The 1,103-nt window shown below is 66.1% G+C and carries 2 protein-coding genes; both read left to right on the top strand.

Translation table 11 applies throughout. The features are described 5' to 3' along the window. Positions 1 to 202: hypothetical protein (locus GFD25_RS11935; protein ID WP_163233117.1), on the top strand; the 202-nt coding region annotated here is incomplete at its 5' end. Between the two features lie 2 nt (positions 203 to 204). Then, positions 205 to 987 carry a tape measure protein gene (locus GFD25_RS11940; RefSeq protein WP_163233119.1) on the top strand — a complete coding sequence of 261 codons (783 nt, stop codon included), beginning with the start codon at positions 205 to 207 and terminating at the stop codon, positions 985 to 987. Positions 988 to 1,103: the final 116 nt, after the last annotated feature.

The raw sequence follows: 1,103 nt of genomic DNA on the forward strand, positions 1-1,103 counted from the left end.
CGCCGCACTGGCCGGATGGGCGTACATCCCCGACCCGGCCGACAAGTACATCCACGCCGTCAACCAGGGCGCGAGCAGGCTCCACAGGAAACCCGACTGGGAACGCAAAACCCCGCAACGGGGCACGCCCGCGCCGCGCGCGCATGACGAACGGCTCCGCGGCCGGCTCCGGATGCGGCTCGGCATCGACGCTGGGAGGTGAGCATGGCTGAGGAACTCGGCACCGGCTATATCCTCATCCAACCGTCCACGAAGGGCCTCGGCAAGGCCATCGAAGGATCGATCGACGACGGCACGTCGACGGGCGTGAAGAAGAGCGGCAAGACGATCCTGAGCCGGGTCGGCGGCGCGTTCAAAACGGTCGGCAAGATCGGCGTGGGCGCGGTCGGCACCGTGACCGGCGCGATCGCGGGACTGGCCGCCAAGGGCGGTTTCGACCGCGCCTTGAACATCGAACGCGCCCGGACCAAGCTCAAGGCATTGGGACACGACACCAAGAGCGTCGACGGGATCATGTCGGACGCGCTCGCGTCGGTCAAGGGCACCGCGTTCGGCCTGGGCGACGCCGCGTCGGTCGCGGCAGGCCTGGTCGCGTCGGGCATCAAACAGGGCAAGAGCCTCGCGACGGTATTGGGCACGGTCGGCGACGTCGCGCAGGTGTCGGGCCGGTCCTTCCAGGACATGGGCCTGATCTTCCAGCAGGTCGCCGCGAAAGGCAAGCTGCAGGGCGACGAGATGCTCCAGCTCATGCAGTCCGGCATCCCCGTGCTGCAGTATCTCGCGGACCATTTCAAGGTCACCAGCGCCGAAGCGCAGAAGATGGTGTCCGACGGCAAAGTCAGCTTCGAGGAGTTCGAGGCCGCGATGCGCGAGCATCTCGGCGGCGCCGCGAAAAACGCCGGCGACAGCTTCGAAGGCGCGATGGGCAACGTCAGGGCGGCGCTCAGCCGTCTGGGCGAGACCATCGCGACCCCGGTCTCAAGGTGACGGGTTATAGGAACTAAACGTGGTGTTTTAGGTTCCGGTTTCTAGGGTGTGTTTACTCTAAGGGTCGTTTGAGGTGGATGGCGATGAGCGCGAGGTGAACATCGGAGAGGTAGGTC

The sequence above is a fragment of the Bifidobacterium aerophilum genome (assembly GCF_010667685.1).
In the GTDB taxonomy this organism is placed as follows: domain Bacteria; phylum Actinomycetota; class Actinomycetes; order Actinomycetales; family Bifidobacteriaceae; genus Bifidobacterium; species Bifidobacterium aerophilum.